Below are 25,654 nucleotides of genomic sequence, written 5' to 3'. Positions count from 1 at the left end.
CTGTGGCACAGACGTCATTCCCGTTCGGCTCATCGAGCATCACCACCGAGGACCAGTGGTCCAGCTACTTCCGCATGGCCCAGATCGACGGGGTGTACGCCAGCGACCCGACGGGCACCAACCTGCGCGTCACCGGCTCGAACGCCTCCACGGTCGCCGTGGCCGCCGGAGAGGCGTGGGTCCAGGGCACGTACTACTCGAACAGCGCCAGCCTGAACGTCAGCGTGCCGACGAACTCCGCTGGCGGAGCAGCCCGCAAGGACCTGGTCGTCCTGCGCCGCGACCCCTCGGCGGACGCCACCACCATCGTGTACAAGACCGGCGGTACGAGCTTCCCCGCCTTGACCCAGACCCTCAACGGCACCTGGGAGATACCGCTCGCGCAGGTCACGGTGGCCGCTGGAGCGTCCGTCGTGGCCCCGGCGGGTGTCACGGACCAACGCTGGTTCGTCGGCCGTCCGGTGGCCCTCAGCAACTCGGGGTCCCGGCCTCCCGCCACCAAGGGCCAGCTCATCGTCGAGGGCAAGGACGTCTTCCTCGGGAACGGCGTCGGCTTTGACCTGCTGGGCACGGCTGGCGGGGACACGGGCTGGAAGAACCTGCCGCTGGCCTCGGGGTACACGACCAACGTTGGTACGCCCGGCTACCGCGTCAAGGACGGCATGGTGTACCTCCGCGGCACTTTCAAGAAGACCTCCGGGGACCTGGCGAAGGGCGTGCTCACCCAGTTCGCCACGCTTCCCGCCGAGGCCCGTCCACCCTTCAGCCGATACCTCACCGTCGGCACACTCGGCACCTCGTACAACATCGGCTCCGGCCAGGTGACCACGTTCTCGGCCCGCATCGAGGCCCGCCCGAACGGGGCTCTCCTGTACTACCTCGGCCTCGGTAACGCGGGCGACTGGTGCGCGCTGGACGGCGGCCCCTACTCGCTCTGAAGCACTTCACGCCCCGGCAGCGCCCGGGGCTTCGTCATGCGCGGCACTGCCGCAGAACGGGAGACCCGCGTGCGGCACTTCTTCGGATACGGCACCAGCGATTTCGCCATGAACCCCGTCGGTACCGCGCTGGAGCTGGTGCCCGGCGCGACCGGAACCGTCTGGGACTCAGCAGTCGGCGGCACCCAGATCACCGACCTCACCGACGTGAACGACGGCGCCATCACGACCCTGACGGCCGACGACAACGCCCAGGTGGCCTTCTACGGCCCCGACGGCGTCAGCTCGCTGTACGTGGACTTCGGCTTCGGGATCCGCTTCCTGATGACCGCCACGGACCTCGGAGCGGTGATCGACAACAAGGCCAGTCTCGACGGCGCCGACTTCGTCGGCCCGGTGCTGCTGGCCGCCGACCCCACGGACGACCTGGAAGCGGCCACCAAGGCGTACGTGGACACGACCACGGCGGCGTCCTCCCTGGCCTCCGGCGGGACCGTCACGGGCGACCTCACGGTCACTGGCCGGCTCACTGGGCCGATCGCTCCGTACGGCGGGATCGCCCCGAGCAGGAACACCCCGGCGTGGCGCCCGGCCCTCACGTCGTTCCAGTTCCAGTCCGGGCACGGCTGGTCCACCAACGGCACGGCCTCGAACAACCTGAACAACACGACGGGTGACGGGGTCCGGGGCACGCAGTACGCGAGCATCACCACGGACACCGCGCAGGGCCAGGCGAACCTGAAGAAGTTCGCCATGCCCGCGTTCGACCTGACGCACAAGGCGATCCGCCTCATCTGCCGGGTCTCGGACGTCACCAAGCTCGGGAGCCTGAACTTCTACGTGGGCACGTCGAGCGTCGCCAACAACTTCAAGTGGCGGCTGTGGGAGGTCAGCGCGACCAGCCAGCTCGGGTCCAGCAACGAGTGGATCACGCTGACCTTCGGGTGGTCCTCGCTCAACGCGGCCTCCGGCAGCTACACGATGAGTTCCACCGGCGTCCCGAGCACCACCACGGGCTTCACCGACATGCAGGTGCAGGCGGTCGGCACCACCGGCAACGCCGTGACACTGGACGTCCAGGCCATCGAGATCATCGACGGCACCACCACGACCTTCCCGAACGGCGTGGTGAGCATCGTCTTCGACGACGGGTCCCAGTCGATCTACGACTACGCCCGGCCCGCGATGGACACCTACGGCTTCCAGGGCACCAACTACGTGATCGTGGGGAACCTCGGCACCTCGGGCGTCATGACGTCGGCCGAGAACAAGGCCCTCCAGGACTTCAGCGGCTGGGAGATCGGCCTCCACGCCTACAGCGGCGTCGTCCACGACAACCGGTACAGCTCGTACACGGCTGCGCAGGTGGACGACGACATCCGGCACGGCAAGGAGTGGCTGGTCCGCAACGGCTTCCGGGGCGAGGCCATCGCCTACCCGGGCGGTGACTACCAGCGGACGACAGACGGCGTGGGCATCGACTCGATCGCGAGCCGGTACTTCTCCACGGGCCGGACGATCCTGTTCCAGGGCGGCTTCCCCACCGAGACGTTCCCGGCCGGGATGCCGATGCGGATGCGGGCGGTCTCCTCGATCAGCTCGACGCAGACCGGGGCCAACAACCCGGCGAACATGGTGGCGAGCGGTGGTCTGCTCGACAAGTGCCAGCTCAACGGCGGTTGGCTGGTCCTGGTCTTCCACAAGATCGTGACGGGCACCGCGAGCGTGGCCACCGAGTGTTCGCAGTCCGACTTCCAGACGATCATGGCGGGGATCTCGACACGGGGCATCCCCGTCGTCCCGGTCTCCGACATCATGCGCCTCCACGCCTGAGCCGGCCGCCAAGGATCTTTGGAGTAACCGGGTGCGGCGGTAGTACAGCGGGCGCTAGCGTCCATCCATGGACGACTCCCTCTCGTACGAGGCTCTCTTTGAAGGTGCAAAGAAATTTGCCCTCAGCGCCTGGTCTGCTCACAATCAAGACACCAGCCACTTCGAGATTTTCCTCTTGCATGCTGGCGTCAGCATCGAACGGCTGGCGAAAGCAGCGTTGGCCAGGCAGAGCCCAGTCCTTCTCATGGAAACCAACGCGAAAGAAGACCTTCTCCTATTTTTCGCAGGCGCGATCTCTTCCGTCGAGAAAGGGCGCATTCGCACAGTCAGCGCATCCGGGGCCATCGCACGCCTGCGAAAACTCGCAGTACTGCAACAAAAAGACACAGCTTTGGACGACCTGATCGAACTTCGAAATGGAGTCGCCCACCTATCCGCCAGTGTCGCCGAAGACTTCGATCCGGCTGCCACGTTCGCGCGAACGACGGTCGAGCTACTGGGTTACCTGCAAGAAGATCCTTTGGAATATTGGGGGAGGATGGCCCCCCTTGCAGATGTCGTCCTCAGCAAGTCCCGCTCGGAGATCGAGCGCAGGGTATCCCTACAGATTGCCTCAGCACGCCACAGGTTCGAGGAGCGCTTCGACGGACTCCAGGCAGACGCCATGGATACGTACCGGGCATCTGCTACGACAGTCGGACCTGCACTCCACCAAGCAGGGGATGAAGCATACCTATCTCAGTCACACAGATGCCCGGCATGCGCCTCTCCAGCGTCTGTGGATGCGAAATTGGTGCTGAATCATGAGCCGAGTGAGGAGATCTTGTTCGAGGTGGTCGCGCTAGGGTGCGAACACTGCCACCTGATCCTGGAGGGGCGCGAGGAACTTGAAGCAGCGGATGTTGAGTTCAGGTTCGACCTACCGAGCGGCAGCATGCTGCGACGACACCTTTACTGGGACCTGGTACAAAACGGAAAGCACGACGCATGGCGCCTCCACTTGACATCCCGAATATTCGGAAGATCTCCTGATTAACGGGAATCGGGGTCAGTGCTTTCGACCTATAGGGGGGCTCGTTGATCAACGCCTTCACGGCCATCCTCGCGGCGACCAGCGATGAGCCCTCGAACGACATCGTGAACAAGCTGCTCACCTGGGGGCCGGGCGGGATCGTCGTGTTGCTCTTCCTGCTCGGCCTGATCGTCCCGAAGACGACGGTGGACATGTGGCGCGAGCAGCTCGCCAAGGAGCAGGAAGCGCACAACAAGACCCGCGAGGCCCTCGACCGGGCCGTCCAGCAGGGTGATGCGGCCCGGGAGCAGGCGAACACCCTCCTGACGCTGCTGCACGAACTCGGACACGGAGGAAACCGACCAGGAGTGACCTATGCGCCTTCCCAAGATCCTGCGCCGCTCGGCTCTGGAGGAGGCCCGCAGGGACACTGACGCCTCCCTCCGCCGGGCAGACCGCGATCTCGCGAAGGCGGATGCCGATCTCCGAGAGGCTGAGCAGCTCCGGGTCCTGATCAAGGAGCACAACACGGCCAACCACTTCGACTCGTGGCTGGAGTCGCTCATCTACCAGCGGCGGGAGGCCAGATGACCTCCGTCGTCCTCTACATCCTGTACTTCCTGGGCCTCGGATTCTCCGGGGCCTTTCTGCTGCTCCACCGCCCCCGGCAGTGGATGCGCCCGCAGTCCGTGTTCGTCTCCGGCTGCGCGGTCCTGCCCGTTCTGTACCTGGGCCGGGCCCTCATCCTCACGGTTATCCGCGGCGGCCCGCACCCCTCCCACGGGCTGCTCGACACCGTGGTCTCCCTCGGCCTCCTCGCGGCTGTCGTCGCCTGGCAGGCCCTGCTCCTCGTCGTCTTCCTGCGGTTCCGCCGCCGGGTGCTTGCCGCACCCCACGAAGCCGACCCTCCCCCGCCAGAGCGCTGAACCACCTGAAGGTACCCATGGCCGAACAGCACCCCAGCACCACCGCGATCCTCCGACACTTCACCTACGACCATCTCCGCGAGGACCTCCAGGAGGTCAGTCGGCCGATCTGCGACCTGGCCCACGAGATGGCCGCCAAGCTCTCGGGCCCCGAGCTGACCGCCGGGCTCCGGAAGCTCCTGGAGGCCAAGGACGCCATCGTCCGAGCCGCCGTGGAGGTGCCCCATGCCTGACCTGTGGATGCCCGGCGCCGAGAAGCACGACATAGGAAGCCACGCCGCCACCGACGCCGGGCCCGCCAAGGCCATCGCCCACATCACCTGGGACAAGAACGCCACGGCGGCCAAGCCCGTGGACCTGGTCCCGTTCGCCAACCTCAAGGCGTACTTCACCGGCGGCGGCAAGGGGGTGGCCCCGCACGTCCTGTGGGATCCCTTCCACGGGACGTTCGCGCAATTCCTGCCCGCCAACTCCCGGTCGTTCTCCGTCGAGGACCACACCGGCGGCACCCGCACCAACCGGGCGGGCTCCGTCGTCCTCCAGGTCGAAGCGCTGTTCTTCCCGTACTGCCGGGTCGACGGCAAGGTGTACGCGCACCTGACCGACACCCCGCTCAAGGGCTGGGACTCCCTGCACGCCTGGATCAAGTCCTGGGGCGTCCCGGACACCTGGCCCATGGGCGTCCCGAACGGCTTCACCAGCCACCGGGACGAGCACACCTGGGAAACCCGCGCGGGCTGGTACGGCCACGGTCAGGTGCCCGAGAACACCCACACAGACCCCGGCACCTGGCCCGCCTTCCCGGCGCCACCGAAGGCCGCCGCGGGCTCCAGCGGGTCCGCTCCCGCCCTCCAGCCGTTCCCGGGCGCCGCCTTCTTCATGAGCGGCTCCAAGCCCGCCATCGGCAAGTCCAGCGCCATCTTCACCGCGATGGGCAAGCGCCTGGTCGTCGAGGGGTGCGGCCACTACAAGGTCGGCCCCGGCCCGAAGCTCGGGCAGGCCGACGTGGACTCGTACCAGGCGTTCCAGCGCAAGTGCGGCTTCACCGGGTCGGCCGCCAAGTGGCCGCCCGGCAAGACGACGTGGGACCGGCTCCAGGTCCCGAAGGTGGTGTGACGTACGAAGGGGCCCAGTCCCGTAGGAGTGGGCCCCGTGAGGGCTCTTGCGTCCCTCCCAAGCCTCGCCGTGCCGCGCCCAGCCACACCTTGCCGCGCCTCGTCACGCCTTGCACTCGAAACGTACCACTCCTGAGGAGAGGCCCATGTCCACCAACCGACGTCTGATCACCCGGGCTTCTGTCGAGCTGAAGGTCATCGCCTCCACGGCGGCAACCCTCGTCGCCTCGCTGCTGCTGGCGATCCTCAACGCCGTGCAGGACGACCACGCCCTGCTCGGCTCGCTCCCCACGGCCGTCCAGACGGTCATCCTGATCGTGGCCCCGACCGTCGCCACGTTCCTGGCCGGCTACGCCGCGAAGCACACGCCGCGCCCCTCTGACGCGCCATAGCCGATCACCACCCGAAGCGCCCCGCCTCTCCCTTGCGGAGAGGCGGGGCGCTTTTGTCGTTTCCGGGTCAGTCCTCGGGGGTCGCGTAGTACTCGGCGAGCATCTCCGAGGGCCACGCCGGTTCGCGGACCTCGCCCCGGACGCCCATCGCGGAGAACCAGGGCTTGATGTCGAGCACCGGGGTGCCGTCGACCGCGTCCAGCTCCTCGACGTGGAGGTCCAGGCCGTCGACCTTGAGCAGGCGGCAGCGGGAGACGCCCAGCCAGTTCTGGCGGCGCATGTTGCGGTGAGCGAAGATGCCGCCGAGGGGCCAGTCGGGGTTGTTCCTCGGGCGGCGCGGCTCCGGGTGGAGGTCCGTACGGTCGGTGAGGTGGAAGGAGAAGACCACCTCGATGTGCGAGAAGGCGTCGAGCCCGACGACGGCGCCCTCTCCGAACTGCTCCGGGTCGATGCGGATGATGGAGCGGTTGCCGCCCCAGAAGTCGTCGCCCACCTCGACACGTCCGCCGACGACGTGGGCGACGGGGACGACCGTGAACGATTCGCTTGCCATGGGCTGAGTCCTCCAGGGTGCGGTGCGGGTCAGACTGATTCGGCCAGGTACTGGGATGCTCGGCGGTCGAGGTCGGCTACCGCTCCGATGCCGCGTCCGCGCACTGTCGCAAGGACGCGCCGCATGTCGGTGACCGTGCGTCGTGTACGTGCGGAGTGGATGCCGTCCATCGCGTCGAGGGCGTCGGACCAGGTTCCGCATGCCTCCTCTATGGCGCCCTGACGGGCTTGGACGGCGCCGAGGTATCCCAGCGTCACCGCGTGCGTGCGGGTGAAGGACTCGGCCTTGCGGGTACGTACGCTCCGGCGGAACTGGCGCTGAGCGGCGCTGAGATCGCCGCTGTCCCGCAGCGTGCACGCGGTCTCGTGGGCGAGGCTGGCCTCGCTGAAGAAGAACACGCGGCTGGGCTCGATGTCTCCCGGCTGGGCGGACGCCAGGTCGTCCTCGGCCCGCAGCAGGGCTGCGGCTGCTGCCGACTTCTGGTTGCTGGCCGCCAGTGCGCGCGCGTAAACGACGCCGAGCAGGGCCCGCTCCCTCTTGGAGGCGAGGGCGTAACGCGCACCCTCCATGGAGGCCGAGGCCACGCTTAGCGCCCGGCGGGGATGCCCGAGGTCGACGGCCTGGTGGGCCATGGCCCTGAGGATGTGCCCGGCCAGCGGGGCGTCGTCTGCTTCTGCCGCGAGACTCACGGCCGTCGTGAAGTACTTCTGGGCCACCGGATGCTCGGCGTTGTCGAAGGCCATCCAGCCCGACAGGTAGGCCAGTTCGCCCGCCGCCGAGAACATCTCGCGACGGACCCCGTCGTCGGTGAAGCGGCCGTGCATATATGCGCTGACGTCTGTGGTCAGGTACTGGACGACGGCGCCGCGAGCGTGACCGCCGCCGTGCCGCTGGTCGATACGGGAGAACATCGCGACCATGTCGCGGACGGCTTCGAGGTCGCGTCTGCCGACACTTCGCCTGCTGGTCGCGGGACGGGAGGCTGACTGCTCCGCCATCCGGGCCCACCAGGGGCTCGCCGGAACGGACAGGGCGGTGATGGAGTAGGCGGCAGCCGTGAGGGCACGCCTGCGTCTCAAGTCCAAGTCGACTCCCCCAAGTTCGTGCAGCGCGGCAAGGGTATCCACACGCCACTCGTGCGCTCCGTCGGGCGAGGTGTCCTCCAGACCGATCTCCTGGGGGCCCACTGGGCGGCCCAGCAGCCGCGAAAGGGCCTCAAGCAGGTAGCCGGCCGTTGCTTCGTTGGGTTGCGCACCACGAACCCAATGGGCGACGGCGGATCGATTCGTTCGGATCGCGTCGCCCGCCTCCGCAGCCACGGTCCGGATGGTCGCGGCTAACGTCTCATAGGTCGCACCGGACGCCGTGATCGTGTCCTTGAGCAGGGCGTTCGGTGACCGCTGGCCGTCGAGTGGGTCGCCCATCGCTACCCCCAACTTCGCGCTGTTCGCTCCAACTTATCTGAGTGGGTGAGCGGGCGCGTAAACACGTTAAACGCGTCCGCGGCCGAACTCCCCTTGGGTGCGGAGGCTACCCCTCGTTGACTGGACGTGGTCGCCACGTCACTGACGGCGGGCGGTCAGACGTCGGATCCGTCCGCCCGAGAGGACGGGTCTCTGCTCACCTTGACGAGGGCCTGATGACCGTGAACGACAACACTGTCGCCCGTCCCAGGGGGCATCCGGACTATGCCAAGACGCTGCCGTGCGCAGCGGAGAGCGCTGAGCCCGCTCGTCAGCTCGTCCGGACCGCGTTACGCGCCTGGGGGCTGGAGCGGCTGGAGGACGACGGCGCGCTCGTCGTCACCGAGCTGGTGGCGAACGCGGCCCGGCACACCAACGGGATCATGATCCGCGTCTGCGTCAGCCGCCCGACGGACGACCAGGTCCGTATCGGCGTCGTCGACCGCTCGAAAATCCGGCCCGAGCGGCGCCAGGTGGGCGACTTGTCCGAGTCCGGGCGCGGCCTGACCATGGTCGAGTCTGTGACGGACCACTGGGGGACTGACCTCCTGCCGTTCGGCAAACGGGTCTGGGGCGTACTGAAAGGAGATCCGGTCGAATGACCCGGAACGGCAAGCCCTGGGTCGGCGACCAGGTCACGGACAAGTCCACCGGACGCGAAGGCGTCATCACGGATATCCGGGAGGGCGTCTACGTACTGCGGCCCGTACGCGGGCCGGTCTCCGAGTGGACCGCCCACTCCGATGAGCACCTCGCCGTCACCACGCCGCGCGAGCATGGAGCCCACCGGTGAACGCCCATACCCCAGGCCACCCGGTGACGGCCTCAGTCCTGTTCACCAACGCCCAGGATCGCGTCCTGATCGTCCACCCCGTACACCCCGGCGCCCCCTGGGCGCTGCCGGGCGGCCGGGCGGAGGAGGGCGAATCTCCGCTGGACGCGGCGCGACGCGAGGTGCGGGAGGAGCTGGGTATCGAGGTCGACCTCCAACCGCAGGACCTACTGATGGTCGAGTGGTTGGAGGCGACGCGCCCGGGACGGCGCGCCCGGCTCGCGTTCGTCTTCGAAGGTCCGCGGCTGTCCCGGGCGGACACCCGGCACATCACCCTTCAGGTCAGCGAACTCGACGCCTGGACCTGGGCAACCCGCGAAGCAGCCCTCCAGGCACTCCACCCCCGCATAGCCCAGCGCGTCCAGGTGTCGCTCCAGACGACCGGATCGACCCTTTACCGTGAGACCAGAAACGAGAGGACTCCCACCAGATGAACGCCTTCCCGGCCGACCGGACTTTACGGATCGGCACGCGCAGCTCACCCATGGCTCTGGCCCAGGCCAACACGGTCGCCGACCTGCTGCGCAAGGAGCAGCCCGGTCTCCAGGTCGAGCTGCACCCGGTGACGACCGAGGCCGACCTCTGGCAGGGCGACCTCGCCCAGCTCGGCGGCAAGGGGCTGTACGTCAAGCAGATCGACTCCATGCTCCAGCGCGGCGACGTCGACATGGCCGTCCACTGCATGAAGGACGTCCCCGGCGACACCGCCATGCCCCAGGGCCTGGTCTTCGCCGCGTACCTTCCGCGTGACGACGTGCGCGACGTGCTGCTGTTCCCCGAGGGGTCGGACCTCAGGACGCTCGACGACCTCCCGCCCGGCGCCGCCGTCGCCACCTCCGCCGTACGCCGCAAGGCCCAGATCAACCGGGTCCGCCCGGACCTCAACGTCGTACGGGTACGCGGCGCCGTCGGGACGCGCATCGAGAAGCTCGACGGCAAGAAGAAGATCGACACCCGGCTCGACGCCATGATCCTGGCCACCTCCGGCCTGGCCCGGCTGGAGCTGACCCACCGGGGCCGCCAGGTCTTCACCGTGCACGAGATGCTCCCGGCGGTGGGATCCGGCGTCCTCGGCCTGGAGTGCCGCCAGGACGACGGGCCCGTGGGCGGGCTGCTGAGCCGACTCAACCACGAGCGGACCATGGCCGAGGTGACGGCCGAACGGGTGATGCTGCACGGCCTGCGGGGTCACTGCAACAGCCCCATCGCCGGGCACTGCGTCACCGAGGCGGACGGCCAGCTCTCCCTGCGCGGCATGGTCTTCTCGCGCGACGGCTCGAAGTTCGTCCACGCCCACCTGTGGGGCGAGAGCAGCAACGACCCCGCCACCCTCGGCGCCCGCGTCTCCGCCGAACTGCTCCGCCAGGGCGCCCGCGAGATCATCGCGGGCATCCCCCACTGATTCGCACCCCGCAGAGCCCCGGCCGCCCGCGTCCCTCGTCGCGGGCGGCCGGGGCCTTCACCGTCACGCTCTAGGGCAGATCCGTATCCATGCGGTACTGGCGCAGAGGCCAGTGCCGCGCAATGGCCTGAAAGTCCTTGTCGACATGGATGACGGCAAGGTCCATAACACACGCAGTCGCGGCGAGCATCAGGTCGACTGGACCCGCTGACCGATGACAACCGCCCGCCGTAAGGGCTTCCTGGATATCCCGGGCCATGTCGAATACATCCGGATCGGGAAGCACCATTTCAAAGATGGACTCTAAACGTCGCAACAACGCTGGCCTAGCCGATGCCCGCTCCGCCGAGTGCATTACCTCGAACTCGTTAAGCTTAGCGAGCCCGACTTGCCCATCTTCGATCAATCGGCGCCACTCAGGGAACTTGTCAGGCGCCTGGAAGAATCGGGCAACCGCCGAGGTGTCGATAAGATATGAGATCAATCTTCAGCCGACCCTTTCGACTCGCTCCCGCCAACGCTGGCCCCTCCGCCCTCAGGAACGTCCGGATCGTCGAGCGAAGTTTCCGCATGCCATCGCGGCAAGAAGAGCATCCCTTCGACCAAGGGCGGCAGGTCTACCCCCTCGGATACCCGTGTCTGCGTGCGGCGCTCGTCGAGCACAGCAATGGCCAGGGCTAGTGCGTTGTGCATTTCATGAGCGGACAGTGCAGCAGAATACCTCCCAGGCCTCTTCTCTCTCTTAAACCCACGCGGAAGCCTGTAGGTCGAGAATCGCGATTCGAGAGAACCTGCAATCCTCTCGGAAAGGTCCACGAACTGCCCGCTCTTAACATCAGCTACGCGATGCCAGACAGGGTCGCGATGTTCCGTGTAAGAAAGATCGAATGCAGGACTGTCGACGGCGACATCTCCAAGCGGATGGTCGGCACTCTCTGGAAGGTCCGACTCCAGGGCGCCCATATCCAGCTCGCCGGACTGCACCATCTGCGCGATCTCGTCGATCGCGCGCGCTCGATCCTTGCGCCGCACCACCTCCGTGAGGGCGGCCTGGATGGTCTCCTTGATCGTCGATGTGCCTAGGATCTCCTTCGCCGACTCAAGCAGCGAGTGGTCAAGGTCTACGGTGGTTTTAGGCATCCGTCCCCTTTGAGTTTCGACAGTGCACGAGCGGGTCCAACCGGATCGCACCTCGTACCAGCCGACCCGCTCCCTCAGGTCCCATCCGCTCGGGCGCTTTGCCCATTCTGCCCGGGCTGACCTGGTCAGTATGTCTTCGACGGTACTCCGAGACATACTCCGGCGCCAGGGTCCCGAGCACGGGTGAGACGAAGGCATACCTCCAGGACTGTGGCACTCCCGACGACCTGCGGCTTCTCGGGACCAACCCTCAAGTTGGTAGGTTTCTAAGAATTTGTGGTGCGGGACCTTCAGCACATCCACCCGCGGCAGATCCGGCACCGCCGCCAGCACCTCGCGCTGCGCCTCGGGGCCCAGATCCCCGGCGAGCAGCAGCGTCAGGCCGCCCGTGCGCACCAGCAGCGCCACGCTCGCGTCGTTCGGATCGTCGTCCGGCAGCTCCGCCGCGTCCGGTGGCGGCCACAGCACCCGCCACGCCAGCGGGCCCACCGCGCGCCGCTCCCCCGCCGCCGCCCGCACCACCGGCACACCCGCGGCCGCGGCCTCCCGCCGCACCCGCGCGGCCTCCGGCGCCGGTTCGTCCAGCACCGTCGTCTCGATCGCCCCGACCGCCCGGCCGTGCAGCACACCGGTCAGGCCGTCCGCGTGGTCGGCGTGGAAGTGCGTCAGGATCAGCAGCGGCACGGAGCTGACCCGCAGGTCGCGCAGGCAGCGGTCGGCGAGCGCCGGATCCGGACCGGTGTCCACGACCACCGCGCTGCCCGGCCCCGCGGACAGCGCCAGCGCGTCGCCCTGCCCCACGTCGCACATCGCGAAGCGCCACCCCTCGGGCGGCCACCGCGTCGCCTGCCCCGGCAGCGGAACGGGCAGCGGCAGCGGGCGGGTCAGCGCCAGCAGCACCAGCAGGGCGGCTGCCGCCGCCGTCCACGGGCGGCCCGCGAGCCCCCGCAGCAGGCGGCCGCCGCGCACCGCCACGACGGCCGTCAGCCCCGCCAGCAGCGCCGCGCCCGCCCAGCCGCCCGGCCAGCCCATCTGCGCGCCCGGCAGCGCCGCGCCGTGCCGGGCCACCGCCGCGATCCACCGCACCGGCCAGCCCGCCGCCCACGCGGTGGCCGCCGCCGCGGCCGGGGAGAACGGCGCCACCACCAGCGCGCAGAAGCCCAGCACCGTCGCGGGCGCGACCGCGGGCTCCGCCAGCAGATTGCACGGCACACCCACCAGGCTCAGCCGCGCCGACAGCACCATCAGCAGCGGACCGCACGCCGCCTGCGCCGCGCCCGCCGCCGCCAGCGCCTCCGCGAGCCGCGGCGGCACCCCGCGCCGACGCAGGCCCGCGCTCCACCGCGGCGCCAGCGTCAGCAGCGAGCCCGTCGCCAGCACGGAGAGGGCGAAGCCGTACGACCGGGCGACCGGCGGATCGCACAGCACCAGCAGCAGCACCGCGCCGCACAGCGCGGGCAGCAGGGACCTGCGGCGGCCCGTACCGATCGCCAGCAGCGTGATCAGCCCGCACACCGCCGCCCGCAGCACGCTCGGGCCCGGGCGGCACACCAGCACGAACGCGGCGGTAAGGGCTGCGCCCAGCACCGCGGTCAGCCGCAGCGGCACGCCCAGCGCCGCTGCCAGGCCGCGGCGTTCCGCCAGCACGGCTTCGGCCGGGGGGCCGATCAGGAGCAGCAGGACGATCGTGAGGTTCGCCCCGGACACGGAGGTGAGATGAGCCAGGTCCGTCGCCTCGAAGTCGTCCCTCAGGGCCGGGGGAAGACCGCTCGTGTCGCCCGTCACCAGGCCCGGGAGCAGTCCGCGGGCCTCCGCGGGCAGGCCGGCGCTCGCCGTGCGCAGCCCGCCGCGCAACCGGGCGGCGACGCGCTGGGCCGTGCTCGGCGGGCTCAGCACGCGAGGCGGGCCCGTCGGGCGCAGCATCGCCGCGGACTCGCCGGGGCGTGTGGAGGGGGCGATGCGGGCTGCCGCCCGCACGGTGGTGGACGGGACGAGCCGCAGCCACGCCTGCGTGCCTTTCTCCGCCAGCACCACGACGGGCGTGCGGGTCTTCGTGGCGCCCACGCGGATCGCTTCCGCGGGGACGACGACGGTCGGGCCCCTCGCCCCGCCCTGCCCTGCGGGGGCGCGGGGGCGGGCGGTGAACGGGTCGCCCGTGACCCGGAGCACCACCTCCGCGTGTGCCCTGCGGGCGGCCAGCTCCGGGAGGGGGCCGCGGTGGAGGTCCGCCGCCGCGAGCGCCGCGGTGGTGGCTGCCGCCACGAGGCACAGCAGCGTTGCCGCTGCCGCGGCGGTGAGGGTGCTTTGTCGGGGGCGCGCGGTCCCGAGCCGCCTTGCGGCCGCCGCCGCGACCGTGAACGCCGCTGCCGCCGCGGTGGCCGTGAGCAGCACGGGCCTCCACCCTGCGGTGGGCGTCAGCGCTGCCGCTGCCCACGCCGCGAGGGCCGGTGGCACGAGCCGCAGATCCGGCGGGCCCTCCTGGCGCGGGTTCGCCGCGCCGAGCGGTGATTTCGCTGCGGCGTGCACGGGCGCCTGCGGCGGGCGTTGCCCGTTCTGACCTCCGCCCGCGCCGGGCCGCGCTGCCTCGCGGGGTGGGTGGGTCGCTTCCCCACCGCCGTGGCTGGTCGCGCAGTTCCCCGCGCCCCTGAGGTCTTGCCCCCTGAGCAGGGTTGGCTGACTACCGGTCTCGTCGTGGCTGAGCGCGCAGTTCCCCGCGCCCCTGAGGTCCTGCCCCCTGAGCAGAGTTGGCTGACTGCCGGTCTCGTCGTGGCTGAGCGCGCAGTTCCCCGCGCCCCTGAGGTCCTGCCCCCCGAGCAGGGTTGGCTGACTACCGGTCTCGTCGTGGCTGAGCGCGCAGTTCCCCGCGCCCCTGAGGTCCTGCCCCCCGAGCAGAGTTGGCTGACTACCGGTCTCGTCGTGGCTGGGCGCGCAGTTCCCCGCGCCCCTGAGGTCCTGCCCCCCGAGCAGAGTTGGCTGACTACCGGTCTCGTCGTGGCTGGGCGCGCAGTTCTCCCCCAGCGCTTCGCCTGGGAGGTACCCCCACGCGCCCCTGAGGGGCGCTACCTCCTGCCGGGAGGCGGCGGCTTCGCGCTCGTCGGGCTGGGGCTCTGGGGTGGTTGGCGGGGTCATGGGTGGACCAGAGGTTGGAGGGTGGTGAATTTGCGGGCGCCGATGCCGGGGACTTGGCGGAGTTGTTGGAGGGTGGTGAAGGGGCCGTGCTGGGTGCGGTAGTCGAGGATGTGCTGGGCCAGGACGGGGCCGACGCCGGGGAGGGCGTCGAGTTGGGGGGCCGTTGCGGAGTTGAGGCTCAGGGGGGTTGCGGGGGTGCCGGGTTGGGGTGGGGAGGAGGGGGGTGGGGGTTGGCCGACGACGAGTTGTTCGCCGTCGGTCAGGGGGCGGGCGAGGTTGAGGGAGGTCGTGTCGGTGCCGGGGAGGGGGCCGCCGGCCGCCGTGAGGGCGTCGGCGACGCGGGAGCCCGGCGGGAGGTGGCGCAGGCCCGGGTTCGTGACCTTGCCGGCGATGTCGACCGTCAGGGCGGGGCGGGCCGGTGAGGGACCGGAGGCAGGGGTGGGCGGCGGGAGGGCGGCCGGGACCCGTACCGTGTGCGGACGGCCCGTCACGTAGTGGCGCACCGCCAGCCCCGTCGCCGCCAGCAGCACCACCGCCAGCGCGGCGACCGTGCGCAGTTCGAGCCCGCAGCGCAGCAGCAGCCATGTCCGTGGCCCGGTGAACCGCCCGCCCGGTGGGCTCTCCCCCTCAGTGGCGGAAGGCGGCGGCCCCGCCGCCGGGAAGATCGCGGATGTCCGCTCTCTCGTGCGTGCCTCCGCCTCGGACTCTTCCCGGGGCACCCTCGTCTTCGTCGCGCGCGTCGCGCTCATCACGTTCATACCGATCATCGTGGACCGGCCGGCGCACCCCGCGATGATCTTGGTCCGCCGCCTGTGGATAACCCGCTCAGTGCGGTGAGACCACCACGCCCAGCAGCCCCGGCCCCGCGTGGGCGCCGATCACCGCGCCCACCTCGCTCACCACGAGCTCCCCGAGGCCGGGGACGCGCTCGCGGAGGCGGTCCGCGAGCGTGGCCGCGCGGTCGGCGGCGGCGAGGTGGTGGACCGCGAGGGCGACCGTGCGGGTGCCGGCCTGCTCGACGACGATCTCCTCCAGCCGGGAGATCGCCTTCGAGGCGGTGCGGACCTTCTCCAGCAGCTCGATCCGGCCGTCCGCCAGCCGCAGCAGCGGCTTCACCGCGAGCGCGGACCCGAAGAGGGCCTGGGCGGCGCCGATCCGGCCGCCCCTGCGCAGGTAGTCGAGGGTGTCGACGTAGAAGTACGCGGACGTGTCCGCCGCCCGCTTCTCCGCCGCCGCCACCACGTCGTCCGCCGTACCGCCCGCCTCCGCCGCCTCCGCGGCGGCGAGCACGGTGAAGCCGAGGGCCATCGCGACCATGCCCGTGTCCACGACCCGCACGGGCACGGGCGCGTCCTTCGCGGCGACGAGCGCGGCGTCGTACGTGCCGGAGAAGTCCGCGGAGAGGTGGAGCGAGACGATCGCCGACGCGCCGGACGCGGCGGCGGCCTCGTACGCGGCGGTGAACTCCAGCGGCGCGGGGCGGGACGTGGTCACCGGGCGGCGCCGCTGGAGGGCCCGCGCGACCGCGGGCGCGGAGATCTCGGTGCCCTCCTCCAGGGCCTCGTCGCCGATCACCACGGTGAGGGGAACGATGGTGATGTGGTGGCGGATCAGGGCGTCACGGCCGAGGTAGGCCGTGGAGTCCGTGACGATGGCGACGTGCGGGGGCATGTCCGGGAGATTACCCGGGGCACAGGTCGTGGCGACAGCTTGGCCCGCACCGCCCGCCGGGCACACGCCCCGCGGAACCGCCCCCGCCTCCCGGCGGAACCGCTCACTCCCCCGGTGACGGCAGCTTCGGGGGCTCGGTGGGGGTCCAGTGGCGGAGGGCGGCGGATTCTATGGCGATCTGGTCGGCCAGGGAGGCCAGGTCGTCGGTGGCGGCGTGCTCGGCGCGGTCCTGGGCGGCCCAGCGGAGGGAGTCCGCGGAGTGGGTGACCTGGCGGACGCGGGTGGTCAGCTCGGGGAGGCGGGCCGCGATACGCGACCTGTCCGGCTCGCGTTCGAGCAGCTTGAGCTCGCCGTCGAGGGAGCGGGCGTGGTCGTTGAGCCGGGACAGCAGGGCCGCGGCCTCGGCGAGGGCGGCGTCGTCGGCGCGGCGCGCGTCGAGGGCGGCGAAGGTGCTGTCGATCGCGGCCCGCAGGTCGATCCGCAGCTGGGCCACCTCGCCGCCGGGGCCGGGCGTGGTGAAGCGGCGGGCCTTGAGCTGGGTGTCCTCGACGACCCTGCGGGCCTGCGCGGTCCCGCGGGCCACCCCGCGCTTGACGGCGCGCACGGTGCGTACCGCCACGACGCCCACGAGCACCATGAAGGCCAGCACGAGCAGGAGAACGATGATCCCGGCGGTTTCCACAGGCCGCTCCTCCTGGGGCAGGGGCAAGGACGCGTACCTCCACCGTAACGGCAAGGGGCAGGCCCGGGGATCGGGTGGATCCCGCAGACCTGCCCCTAGGGGAACAACAGCCGTGGCTCAGACCACGATGTTGACCAGCTTCGGCGCCCGCACGATCACCTTGCGCACCGCCGCGCCGTCCAGCGCCGCGGTGACGGCCGGGTCGGCCAGGGCCAGGGCCTCCAGGTCGGCGTCCGAGATGGTCGGCGGGACCTCCAGGCGGGCCTTGACCTTGCCCTTGATCTGGACGACGCAGGTCACCGCGGGGTCCTGGGCCAGGGCCGGGTCGGCGACGGGGAAGTCGGCGTGGGCCAGCGAGCCGGTGTGGCCCAGCCGGGACCACAGCTCCTCGGCGATGTGCGGGGCCAGCGGCGCGATCAGCAGGACCAGCTGCTCGGCGACCGGGCGCGGCACGGGGCCGCCCGCCTTCGTCAGGTGGTTGTTCAGCTCGGTGATCTTGGCGATGGCGGTGTTGAAGCGCAGACCCGCCAGGTCGCCGCCGACACCGTCGATCGCCTTGTGCAGGACGCGCAGCGTCTCCTCGCCGGGCTCGGCGTCGGTGACGGTGACCTCGCCGGTGGTCTCGTCGACGACGTTGCGCCACAGCCGCTGCAGCAGCCGGTACTGCCCGACGACGGCCCGGGTGTCCCACGGCCGGGACACGTCCAGCGGGCCCATCGCCATCTCGTACAGCCGCAGCGTGTCGGCGCCGAACTCGGCGCAGATCTCGTCGGGCGTGACGGCGTTCTTCAGCGACTTGCCCATCTTGCCCAGCAGCCGGCTGACCTTCTCGCCCTGGTAGTAGTACGCGCCGTCCTCTTCGGTGACCTCGGCCGCGGGGACGGCGATGCCGCGCGCGTCACGGTAGACGTAGGCCTGGATCATGCCCTGGTTGAACAGCTTGTGGAAGGGCTCGAAGGACGAGACGTGGCCCAGGTCGAACAGCACCTTGTGCCAGAAGCGCGCGTACAGCAGGTGCAGCACCGCGTGCTCGGCGCCGCCGACGTACAGGTCGACGCCGCCGGCCGGCTGCCCCTCCCGCGGGCCCATCCAGTACGCCTCGACGGCCGGGTCGACGATCCGCTCGGTGTTGAACGGGTCCAGGTAGCGCAGCTCGTACCAGCAGGAACCCGCCCAGTTGGGCATGGTGTTGGTCTCGCGGCGGTAGGTGCGCGGGCCGTCGCCCAGGTCCAGCTCGACGGTCACCCAGTCGGCGTTGCGGGCCAGCGGGGGCTCGGGCGAGGTGTCGGCGTCGTCCGGGTCGAAGGTGCGCGGGCTGTAGTCGTCGACCTCGGGCAGCTCGACGGGCAGCATCGAGTCGGGCAGCGCGTGCGCGACGCCGTCCTCGTCGTAGACGATCGGGAAGGGCTCGCCCCAGTACCGCTGGCGGCTGAACAGCCAGTCGCGCAGCCGGTAGTTGACGGTGCCCTCGCCGATGCCGCGCTCGGCCAGCCAGCCGGTGACCACGGCCTTGGCCTCGGTGACGCCCAGGCCGTCCAGCGAGACGGTCTCGTTGGCGGAGTTGACGATGGCCGCGTCGTACGAGGCGAAGGCGTCGTCCCACTCGGCCGGGTCCTCGCCGCGGCCGTCGGTGGGCCGCACGACGCAGCGCATGGGCAGGTCGAAGGCGCGGGCGAAGGCGAAGTCGCGGCTGTCGTGGGCGGGGACGGCCATGATCGCGCCGGTGCCGTAGCCCATCAGGACGTAGTCGGCGACGAAGACCGGGACGGGCTCGCCGCTGACCGGGTTGACGGCGTAGGCGCCGGTGAAGACGCCGGTCTTCTCCTTGGCGTCGGCCTGCCGCTCGACGTCGGACTTCGACGCGGCCTGCTTGCGGTAGGCGGCGACCGCGTCGCCGGGCGTGGCGTGGCCGCCGGTCCAGGCCTCGCGGGTGCCCTCGGGCCAGGCGGCGGGGACGATCGCGTCGACCAGGTCGTGCTCGGGCGCCAGCACCATGTACGTGGCGCCGAACAGGGTGTCCTGGCGGGTGGTGAAGACGGTCACGGCGTGCTCGCCGTCGGAGCCGTGCACGGGGAAGTCGACGCGGGCGCCCTCGCTGCGGCCGATCCAGTTGCGCTGCTGCAGCTTGATCGCCTCGGGCCAGTCCAGCGCGTCCAGGTCGGTCAGCAGCCGGTCGGAGTAGGCGGTGATGCGCATCATCCACTGGCGCAGCTTGGCCTTGAAGACGGGGTAGTTGCCGCGCTCGGAGCGGCCGTCGGCCGTGACCTCCTCGTTCGCCAGCACCGTGCCCAGGCCCGGGCACCAGTTGACGGGCGACTCGGCGGAGTAGGCCAGCCGGTGGCCGCCCAGCACCTCGGAGCGCTCGGCGGGGGTCAGCTCGGCCCAGGGGCGGCCGTCGGGGGTGGCGCGGGTGCCGTCCTCGAACTGCGCGACCAGGTCGGCGATGGGGCGGGCGCGGTCGGCGGCCGCGTCGTACCAGGAGTTGTAGATCTGCAGGAAGATCCACTGCGTCCAGCGGTAGTAGTCGGGGTCGATCGTCGCGAAGGAGCGGCGGCGGTCGTGGCCCAGGCCCAGCCGGCGCAGCTGGGCGCGCATGGTGACGATGTTGGCCTCGGTGGAGACCCGCGGGTGGGTGCCGGTCTGCACGGCGTATTGCTCGGCGGGCAGGCCGAACGCGTCGAAGCCCAGGGTGTGCAGGACGTTGTGCCCGGTCATGCGCTGGTAGCGGGCGGAAACGTCGGTGGCGATGTAGCCCAGCGGGTGGCCGACGTGCAGTCCCGCGCCCGAGGGGTACGGGAACATGTCCATGATGAAGCGCTTGGGCTTCGCGGCCCCGGCCGGATCGGCGTCCAGGGTGCCGGTGGGGTTGGGGGCGGCGAAGGTGCCGTGCTCGTCCCAGTACTCCTGCCAGCGGCTCTCGATCTCGGCGGCCAGCTGTGCGGTGTAGCGGTGCGGCGCAGCCGTCTCGGCGGCCGGGGTGGTGTCGCTCATCGTCCTCGGTACTCCATCGATGTCATGACGGCTGCTACGGCCATCGCTGCCTGGTGGTCCTGCCTGCGGCGCGGTCCCGTCACGCATGGGGCGAACCCGCGGGACAAACAAAAAAGCCCCTCGCGCAGGAGGGGTGCCGCACTGACGTGGTTCGTGGTCAGCGCGGCTCGCTAAGCAGGAGGCTCGTGGCTCGTCGCATGGCCCCAGATTACCGCAGCGGCCCGCCCGGACGCACAGTGGTACACGGGGCTGCGGACGGCGCCGGACAGGGCTGCGGCCCCGCACCGTGGCCGGTGCGGGGCCGTAGCCGTGGCGGATGCCGTTACTTCTTGTGCTTGGGCGGCAGCGAGGAGGTGATGTACCCCTTCGCGGGCGTGCCCACGCCGGTGACGTCGTCGTAGCCGACCGTGGCGTGCAGCGACGCGTCGGCGCCGAGCGTACGCAGCGAGACGATCGTGCCGTCGGAGTCGTCGACGGAGTTCGCGTAGTCCACGCGGACCACGCCGAGGCCCTTGCCCTTGCCCAGCGGGCTGTCGGTCACGTCGTGGTAGGACGACGTGCCGTACTGGGAGTAGATCAGCGGGTTGGCGAAGCCGATGGCGATGCCGTGCCGGGCCTGCTCGGCGAGCGCCTGGACGCCGGCGATGACCGGCGCGGCCAGCGAGGTGCCGCCGATGCGGTAGGTGCTGTACTGCAGCGAGCCGTCCGGGTAGGACTGGGTCTGGCCCACCAGGAAGCCGGTGTTCGGGTCGGCGACCGCGGCGATGTCGGGCTCGACACGCTGCTTGACGCCCGTCCCGTTGGCCAGCGCCAGCTTGTTCGGGACCACACCGCGCTGGTAGTACGGCTGGTCGTAGAGCTTGCTGGTGCCGCCGCCGGCGCCCGAGGTGTACGGGCCGGGGAAGCCGTCCCAGTTCTTGCCGTCCGCGGACAGCGGGGCGCGCAGGGTGCCCCAGCCGGTCTCGAACAGGTACTTGTCGTTCTTGCCGACCGCGAGCGAGGTGCCGCCCACGGACGTGGCCCACGGCGAGTTGCCGGGAGTGTCGGCCTGCTTCACGCCGGTCGAGGCGACGTTGTCGCCCGCGTCGCCGGAGGAGAAGTAGAAGCCGATGCCCTCGACCGCGCCGGTCTGGAAGACCTGGTCGTAGGCCGCGGCGATGTCCGGCGTCTCGTTGGCCTCGACGTCGCCCCAGGAGTTGGAGACGATGTCGGCGAGGTGGCCGTCGACGACCTTGTTGAGGGCGTCGAGCAGGTCGTCGTCGAAGCAGGAGGCGCCGCCGACGTAGACGATGTTCGCGTCCGGGGCCACCGCGTGCACGGCCTCGACGTCGAGCGTCTCCTCGCCGTACCAGCCGCCCGCGTCGCAGTCCTCGGTGTCGGTGTACTTCTTCGGCAGGACCTGGCTGAGCTGGCCCTTCTTGTACTTCTGGCCGCCGGTGTCCTTGGCGTAGCGGGCCGCGTCCTGCGCGATGTACGGCGAGGCGTACGCGTCGGTGATCGCGACGGTCACGCCCTTGCCGGTGTACTTGCCCGCGCCGTAGGCCGCCCGCAGCGCGTCGCCGGTGTAGCCCTGGATCGCGTAGGGCGCCTTGTCGCCGTACGCGGTCGGGTACTGCTTGGCGGTCTTCGAGCCGTAGTACGTGGAGAAGGGCCCGGCGTTCTTGAAGACCGGTCCGGGCGGCGGCAGCGCGTCGTCGTGGGTGGACTTCTTGGGCGCCGTGTCCAGGCCCGTGACGGTGAGGACCGCGCCGTTCAGCGAGGCGGGCGCGGTGGCGGTGCCGGTCGGGGCGCGGTAGACGTGGCCCGACTTGCTGTAGTTGTGCAGCTGGGTGCCGAAGGCCTTCTCCGCGGCGGCCACGTCACCGGTGACGGTGAGGTAGTGCTGGTTGGAGCCGGTGACCTTCATGCCCGCCGACTTCAGCCAGGCGGTGACCTCGGAGACCTGCGCCTCGGTCGGGGCGTAGGCGGCCTTCGTCTGGGCCGCCGTCAGGTAGTGGCCGTAGTCGGCGGAGTTCGGGTCCGACACGGACTTCGCGTAGGCGGCGAGGCCCTTGGCGTCCTTGCCCGCGAGGTAGACCCGGACGGTCACCGCGGCGGAGTCGGCGGTGGCGCCCCGGTCCGCCTGGGCGGTGGCCCACTGCGGCTTGGTGCCGGTCAGGAGCTGGCGTCCGGAAGGCTGGTCGGCCGACGCGGACTGGGTCGAAAGCGCGAGCGCGCCGGCGACCAGCGGCAGCGCGGTGGCCGCCACGAGCGCCATACGCGTTCTCTTGCGCTCAAATCTCATGAAACCCCCATGCGAAGCGAGTTGTCGCGTTGTCGGGCTGTCCCTGGTGGGAGCGGACCGTGCGGTGTCGCCGCTATGCGTACACACCGCACCGCAAAGCGACACTCTTTCGCTGATCAGTTCATGTCAGGACCACGATTTCCCCAAGAGCAGGTCAAGGAAACGTCCCTGCGGGAACCTCCCGGAGCCGGAAAACCTCTAAAGCGCCGCTCGCTGACGGTGCCTCAGTCGGACACCCCACACCTACTACCCGGCCCCCGCCCGCGCACGCATCCGGGCCCGGCCGGTCCCACGCCCGGCGGTATGACAATCACTGGAAACGACGAAGGCGGGGCCCGGATGCGTTACGCACCCGGGCCCCGCCTTCGAACGAGCATCTGACGAGTGGAGCTACGGGGAATTGAACCCCGGACCTCTTGCATGCCATGCAAGCGCTCTACCAACTGAGCTACAGCCCCGCGACACCGCCGGGATCCCCCGGCGACCTGCGCTTACTTTACACGCTCCCCGGGTGGCCGGAGCAAATCCGCGGCCGCCGGGAAGTTCATGGAGCGGCAACAATCGGGCGGCCGACCCCGGGTTACGGTGGCGGCGGCCGAGGTGAGGGCCGGGCCCGCCGAGAGGGGAGACGACCGCCGTGACCACCGCGTTCGACCCGATAGACCTGGGCGGCCAGCGGCTGCCCAACCGGATCGTGATGGCGCCCATGACCCGCAGCCGGGCGTACGGCCCGGGGCTGAGCCCGACCGCGAGCACCGCCGCCTACTACGCCCAGCGGGCCTCCGCCGGGCTCATCGTCACCGAGGGCACCCAGCCCTCCCCGGGCGGGCAGGGCTACCCGGACACCCCGGGACTGCACAGCGCCGAGCAGGTGGCCGGATGGCGGCGGGTGACGGACGCCGTGCACGAGGCGGGCGGCCGGATCTTCGTGCAGCTCATGCACACCGGCCGGATCGGCCACCGCTCGCTGCTGCCGGACGGGCTGCGGCCGGTGGCCCCCTCGCCGGTACGGGCCAAGGGCAGCGTCTACACCGCGGCGGGCCCGCAGGAATTCGAGGAGCCCGCCGAGCTGGACGAGAGCGGCATCGCCCGCACGGTCGCCGAGCACGCCGCCGCCGCGCGCAACGCGGTCGCGGCCGGCTTCGACGGGGTCGAGGTGCACGCCGCCAACGGCTATCTGGCCCACCAGTTCCTCGCCCCCAACACCAACCGCCGCACCGACGGCTGGGGCGGCACCCCGGAGGGCCGGGCCCGCTTCGCCGCCGAGGTCGTCCGGGCGGTCGCCGACGCGATCGGGGCCGAGCGCACGGGCCTGCGGATCTCGCCGGGCAACACGCTGGGCGACATCGACGAGCCCGACCCGGAGCCGACGTACCTCGCGCTGCTGCGCGCCCTGGAGCCGGTCGGCCCCGGCTACCTGCACATCGTGGAGACCGGCGACCGGGCGCTGACGCTGGAGCTGCGCAAGCGCTTCCCCGGCGTCCTCGTCCTCAACACCAGGGCCGGCGTCCGGCACAACGGCCCGGAGCAGCTGGACCTCGTCGAGGACGGCACCGCGGACATGGTCTCGTACGGCACGCTCTTCGTCGCCAACCCCGACCTGCCCGCGCGGCTGCGCGGCGGCGGCCCGTACAACACCGCGGACCGGGCGACGTACTACGGCGGCGACGACCGCGGCTACACCGACTACCCGGCCCTCGGCGGCTGAGCGGCCCGCAGGACCCGCGACGGCCGGGGCGCCCCCCGCGAGGGGCGCCCCGGCCGCGAAAGGGACCTCAGGCCGCCTTGCGGGCCCGGCCGCGCGCCAGGCCCGCCACGGCGCCCGCGACGCACACCGCGGTCAGCGCGACGGTCAGGACGGCGTAGGCGTGCGCCGAGGCGTGGGCGCCCGGACCGGCGACCCGGCCGAGGAAGAGCGTGCCCAGCGTCGCGACGCCCAGCAGCTGGGCGATCTGGGTCACCGTGGCGAGGAAGCCCGAGGCGTCCGCCGCGTCCTGCGGGGCGATCGTGCTCAGCGCCATCGTGAGGGTGGGGCTGAAGCCGAGGCCGAGCCCGGCGCCCAGCACCAGCAGCCACCCGTAGAGGGCGGCGCCGCCGTCCCCGCCGCCGCGCAGCGCCAGGCCCAGGCCCGCGAAGGACACCGCGGCGAGCAGCAGGCCCGCCCCCGCCAGCCAGGGCCGCCAGGACACCGGCAGCCGCCGCCAGTTCAGCCCGACGGCGCCGAAGGTGACCGCGGCGAACGCGAAGGTCAGCCCGGTGCGCAGGGCACTGAAGCCGAGCCCGCTCTGCAGGTGCAGGGCGATGGCGAACAGGAAGCCCGCGTTGGAGCCCATCGTCGCCAGGATCACCAGGCTCGCCCGCAGCATGCCGGGCGTCCGCAGCACCCGCGGCGCGATCAGCGGGGCGCCGCCGCGCCGCGCCAGCCGCAGCTCCAGCAGCGCGAAGACGACCAGGAGCACCGCGCTCAGCGCCAGGCACGCCCAGCCCCACGCCGGCCAGCCCTCCTCCTGCCCCAGCACCAGCGGCACGGTGAAGAGCGTCACGGCCGCGGCGAGCACGACCAGCCCGGGCAGGTCCAGGCCGCGGGCGCGGGCCTGGTCGCGCGGCCCGTCGGCGGGCAGCACCCGCGGCGCGATCAGCAGCATGGCCACGCCGATGGGCACGTTGACCAGGAAGACCGGCCGCCAGCCCGTCCCGAAGAGGTCCGCGCTCACCAGCACGCCGCCCAGCATTTGGCCGAGCGCGGCGCCCGAGGACAGCACCGCCGAGTAGACGCTCATCGCGCGCGTCCTGGCCTCGCCGCTGAAGTTGAGCTGGAGCAGGCTCAGCACCTGCGGGATCATCAGGGCCGAGCCCGCGCCCTGCGCGAAGCGGAAGCCGATCAGCTCGCCGGTGCTCTGCGCCAGGCCGCACGCGAGCGAGGCGGCGGTGAAGACCGCGAGCCCGGCCGTGAAGAGCCGCCGGTGGCCCAGCAGGCCGCCGAGCCGGGCGCCGGTGATCAGCAGCACGGAGTAGCTGATCGAGTAGCCGGCGATGACCAGCTGGAGCTGCGCGCCCGAGGCGTGCAGGTCGTCGCGCATGGTCGGCGCGGCCACGTTGACGATGAAGACGTCGAGCAGGGCCATGAACTGGCCCATGAGGATGGTCGCGAGCAGCAGCCCGGGCCGCGGACCCGCCCGGCCCGCGGGGCCTGCCCCGGTATCGGGTACGGAGCCGGCCGCCGCGCTCGCGGGGGTACGGGGGGTGGCGCCGGTCACGGTCGCGCCGTTCGAGGGGGAAGGTGTCATGGGC

Annotated in this window: 23 protein-coding genes, 1 tRNA gene and 1 pseudogene; 14 read left to right on the top strand and 11 right to left on the bottom strand. The window is 71.0% G+C overall.

Annotated features, from left to right (window positions below; all coding sequences use genetic code 11):
• The first annotated feature begins 2 nt into the window (after window positions 1–2).
• The 9 genes from ACH4SL_RS10080 to ACH4SL_RS10040 all read left to right on the top strand — a co-directional run bounded on the left by ACH4SL_RS10080 (window position 3) and on the right by ACH4SL_RS10040 (window position 6,216).
• Window positions 3–938, top strand: a complete 936-nt coding sequence (locus ACH4SL_RS10080; protein ID WP_398443260.1) for a hypothetical protein — start codon at window positions 3–5, stop codon at window positions 936–938.
• Between the two features lie 69 nt (window positions 939–1,007).
• On the top strand, window positions 1,008–2,771 hold the full coding sequence (locus ACH4SL_RS10075) for a polysaccharide deacetylase family protein (RefSeq protein ID WP_398443258.1): 1,764 nt from the start codon (window positions 1,008–1,010) through the stop codon (window positions 2,769–2,771).
• A gap of 67 nt (window positions 2,772–2,838) precedes the next feature.
• A complete protein-coding gene (locus tag ACH4SL_RS10070) occupies window positions 2,839–3,807 on the top strand; it encodes a hypothetical protein (RefSeq protein WP_398443255.1) in 969 nt (322 codons plus the stop codon).
• Between the two features lie 41 nt (window positions 3,808–3,848).
• Window positions 3,849–4,217: a hypothetical protein gene (locus ACH4SL_RS10065; protein ID WP_398443253.1), complete on the top strand. Its 369-nt coding sequence runs from the start codon at window positions 3,849–3,851 to the stop codon at window positions 4,215–4,217.
• Window positions 4,159–4,374, top strand: coding sequence for a hypothetical protein (locus ACH4SL_RS10060; RefSeq protein ID WP_398443251.1), 216 nt, complete (start codon window positions 4,159–4,161; stop codon window positions 4,372–4,374). The genes ACH4SL_RS10065 and ACH4SL_RS10060 overlap by 59 nt, the downstream gene beginning before the upstream one ends.
• On the top strand, window positions 4,371–4,709 hold the full coding sequence (locus ACH4SL_RS10055; protein ID WP_398443249.1) for a hypothetical protein: 339 nt from the start codon (window positions 4,371–4,373) through the stop codon (window positions 4,707–4,709). Before ACH4SL_RS10060 ends, ACH4SL_RS10055 begins: the two co-directional genes overlap by 4 nt.
• A gap of 17 nt (window positions 4,710–4,726) precedes the next feature.
• Complete coding sequence (locus ACH4SL_RS10050) at window positions 4,727–4,942, top strand: hypothetical protein (RefSeq protein ID WP_398443247.1); 216 nt, start codon at window positions 4,727–4,729, stop codon at window positions 4,940–4,942.
• Window positions 4,935–5,825 (top strand): peptidoglycan-binding protein, encoded by an 891-nt coding sequence (locus tag ACH4SL_RS10045; protein ID WP_398443245.1) that lies wholly within the window; start codon window positions 4,935–4,937, stop codon window positions 5,823–5,825. The genes ACH4SL_RS10050 and ACH4SL_RS10045 overlap by 8 nt, the downstream gene beginning before the upstream one ends.
• Before the next feature lie 145 nt (window positions 5,826–5,970).
• The gene (locus ACH4SL_RS10040) at window positions 5,971–6,216 is read left to right on the top strand and encodes a holin (protein WP_398443243.1); all 246 of its coding nucleotides are present in this window, start codon (window positions 5,971–5,973) and stop codon (window positions 6,214–6,216) included.
• Between the two features lie 67 nt (window positions 6,217–6,283).
• On the opposite strand, the gene ACH4SL_RS10035 is transcribed toward ACH4SL_RS10040, so the two are convergent.
• Together ACH4SL_RS10035 and ACH4SL_RS10030 are read right to left on the bottom strand one after the other, a co-directional pair.
• Complete coding sequence (locus ACH4SL_RS10035) at window positions 6,284–6,769, bottom strand: SAM-dependent methyltransferase (protein WP_398443241.1); 486 nt, start codon at window positions 6,767–6,769, stop codon at window positions 6,284–6,286.
• 29 nt (window positions 6,770–6,798) lie between these two features.
• Entirely contained in the window at window positions 6,799–8,193 is a 1,395-nt protein-coding gene (locus tag ACH4SL_RS10030; protein ID WP_398443239.1) for a Tat pathway signal protein, read from the bottom strand.
• A 215-nt stretch (window positions 8,194–8,408) separates the two neighbouring features.
• On the opposite strand from ACH4SL_RS10030, the gene ACH4SL_RS10025 reads away from it, so the two are divergent.
• The 4 genes from ACH4SL_RS10025 to hemC are packed head-to-tail and all read left to right on the top strand — an operon-like array spanning window position 8,409 to window position 10,466.
• Complete coding sequence (locus ACH4SL_RS10025) at window positions 8,409–8,834, top strand: ATP-binding protein (protein WP_398443237.1); 426 nt, start codon at window positions 8,409–8,411, stop codon at window positions 8,832–8,834.
• Window positions 8,831–9,025 (top strand): hypothetical protein, encoded by a 195-nt coding sequence (locus tag ACH4SL_RS10020; RefSeq protein ID WP_398443235.1) that lies wholly within the window; start codon window positions 8,831–8,833, stop codon window positions 9,023–9,025. The genes ACH4SL_RS10025 and ACH4SL_RS10020 overlap by 4 nt, the downstream gene beginning before the upstream one ends.
• A gap of 23 nt (window positions 9,026–9,048) precedes the next feature.
• Window positions 9,049–9,498 (top strand): NUDIX domain-containing protein, encoded by a 450-nt coding sequence (locus ACH4SL_RS10015; RefSeq protein WP_398443233.1) that lies wholly within the window; start codon window positions 9,049–9,051, stop codon window positions 9,496–9,498.
• A complete protein-coding gene (gene hemC / locus ACH4SL_RS10010) occupies window positions 9,495–10,466 on the top strand; it encodes a hydroxymethylbilane synthase (protein WP_398443231.1) in 972 nt (323 codons plus the stop codon). Before ACH4SL_RS10015 ends, hemC begins: the two co-directional genes overlap by 4 nt.
• A gap of 70 nt (window positions 10,467–10,536) precedes the next feature.
• Here the strand turns inward: hemC and ACH4SL_RS10005 are convergent, their stop codons facing one another.
• The 8 genes and pseudogenes from ACH4SL_RS10005 to ACH4SL_RS09970 form a co-directional block, all read right to left on the bottom strand.
• Window positions 10,537–10,950, bottom strand: coding sequence for a PIN domain-containing protein (locus ACH4SL_RS10005; RefSeq protein ID WP_398443229.1), 414 nt, complete (start codon window positions 10,948–10,950; stop codon window positions 10,537–10,539).
• Between the two features lie 836 nt (window positions 10,951–11,786).
• Window positions 11,787–14,060, bottom strand: a pseudogene (locus ACH4SL_RS10000) (ComEC/Rec2 family competence protein); the annotation flags it as partial.
• 671 nt (window positions 14,061–14,731) lie between these two features.
• Window positions 14,732–15,493: a helix-hairpin-helix domain-containing protein gene (locus ACH4SL_RS09995; protein WP_398443226.1), complete on the bottom strand. Its 762-nt coding sequence runs from the start codon at window positions 15,491–15,493 to the stop codon at window positions 14,732–14,734.
• Between the two features lie 67 nt (window positions 15,494–15,560).
• Window positions 15,561–16,406: a DegV family protein gene (locus ACH4SL_RS09990; protein WP_398443224.1), complete on the bottom strand. Its 846-nt coding sequence runs from the start codon at window positions 16,404–16,406 to the stop codon at window positions 15,561–15,563.
• Between the two features lie 103 nt (window positions 16,407–16,509).
• Complete coding sequence (locus ACH4SL_RS09985; RefSeq protein WP_398443222.1) at window positions 16,510–17,088, bottom strand: hypothetical protein; 579 nt, start codon at window positions 17,086–17,088, stop codon at window positions 16,510–16,512.
• A 117-nt stretch (window positions 17,089–17,205) separates the two neighbouring features.
• Complete coding sequence (gene leuS / locus ACH4SL_RS09980) at window positions 17,206–20,079, bottom strand: leucine--tRNA ligase (RefSeq protein ID WP_398443220.1); 2,874 nt, start codon at window positions 20,077–20,079, stop codon at window positions 17,206–17,208.
• 322 nt (window positions 20,080–20,401) lie between these two features.
• Complete coding sequence (locus ACH4SL_RS09975; protein ID WP_398443217.1) at window positions 20,402–22,336, bottom strand: protease pro-enzyme activation domain-containing protein; 1,935 nt, start codon at window positions 22,334–22,336, stop codon at window positions 20,402–20,404.
• 412 nt (window positions 22,337–22,748) lie between these two features.
• A tRNA-Ala gene (locus tag ACH4SL_RS09970) sits at window positions 22,749–22,821 on the bottom strand.
• Between the two features lie 179 nt (window positions 22,822–23,000).
• Here ACH4SL_RS09970 and ACH4SL_RS09965 point away from each other — a divergent pair.
• Complete coding sequence (locus ACH4SL_RS09965) at window positions 23,001–24,071, top strand: alkene reductase (RefSeq protein WP_398443215.1); 1,071 nt, start codon at window positions 23,001–23,003, stop codon at window positions 24,069–24,071.
• A 67-nt stretch (window positions 24,072–24,138) separates the two neighbouring features.
• Here the strand turns inward: ACH4SL_RS09965 and ACH4SL_RS09960 are convergent, their stop codons facing one another.
• Window positions 24,139–25,650 carry an MFS transporter gene (locus ACH4SL_RS09960; RefSeq protein WP_398443213.1) on the bottom strand — a complete coding sequence of 504 codons (1,512 nt, stop codon included), beginning with the start codon at window positions 25,648–25,650 and terminating at the stop codon, window positions 24,139–24,141.
• Window positions 25,651–25,654: the final 4 nt, after the last annotated feature.

Origin of the sequence: Streptomyces sp. NPDC021020 (genome assembly GCF_044333285.1) — a bacterium.
In the GTDB taxonomy this organism is placed as follows: Bacteria; Actinomycetota; Actinomycetes; order Streptomycetales; family Streptomycetaceae; genus Actinacidiphila.
Note: the sequence above shows the minus strand (reverse complement) of the source record. Positions and strands in the feature narration are given on the sequence as shown.